The organism is Xanthomonas sp. SHU 199 (genome assembly GCF_000364665.1).
In the GTDB taxonomy this organism is placed as follows: Bacteria; Pseudomonadota; Gammaproteobacteria; order Xanthomonadales; family Xanthomonadaceae; genus Xanthomonas_A; species Xanthomonas_A sontii.
Genome location: NZ_AQOI01000470.1, coordinates 1 through 358, shown reverse-complemented (window position 1 = coordinate 358; position 358 = coordinate 1). Strand labels below are relative to the sequence as shown.

Sequence of the window (358 nt, the reverse complement as noted above, 5' to 3'; positions counted from 1 at the left end):
GCCGCGAAGCGGCTTCGGCTTGAATGAATTGTTAGGCCTCATGGCTAGTAGCCTCTGAGAGCCTCGCCTGAAAATTGGTTGCTAGCATCCGATCTACTGCGCCAAGAGCCTCAGCGGCCTGCTGCGGATCAAACTTGCCACCGTGCAGAACAGCGTCAGCCTGATTGTGAAGCGCATATGCAAGATGCGCTGCAGCGCGGACGGCCGGATCAGGAGTGTCACCGCTACCTAAGTGGTGTGCGAGCAACTGCCGAATCTCGTAGACGGCGAACGCCAACACTTGGTCTTGTGCGACGGTCATTCGGATGTTGCTCCTTGAGGCCTAACGCCTGAATTAAGCCGCGCCGCGAAGCGGCGT

General features: G+C 58.4%; 1 protein-coding gene. It reads right to left on the bottom strand.

The annotated features are described in order from the left end of the window. Positions 1-31 precede the first annotated feature (31 nt). Positions 32-301 (bottom strand): hypothetical protein, encoded by a 270-nt coding sequence (locus tag D183_RS28175; protein ID WP_081613357.1) that lies wholly within the window; start codon positions 299-301, stop codon positions 32-34. Positions 302-358 lie beyond the last annotated feature (57 nt).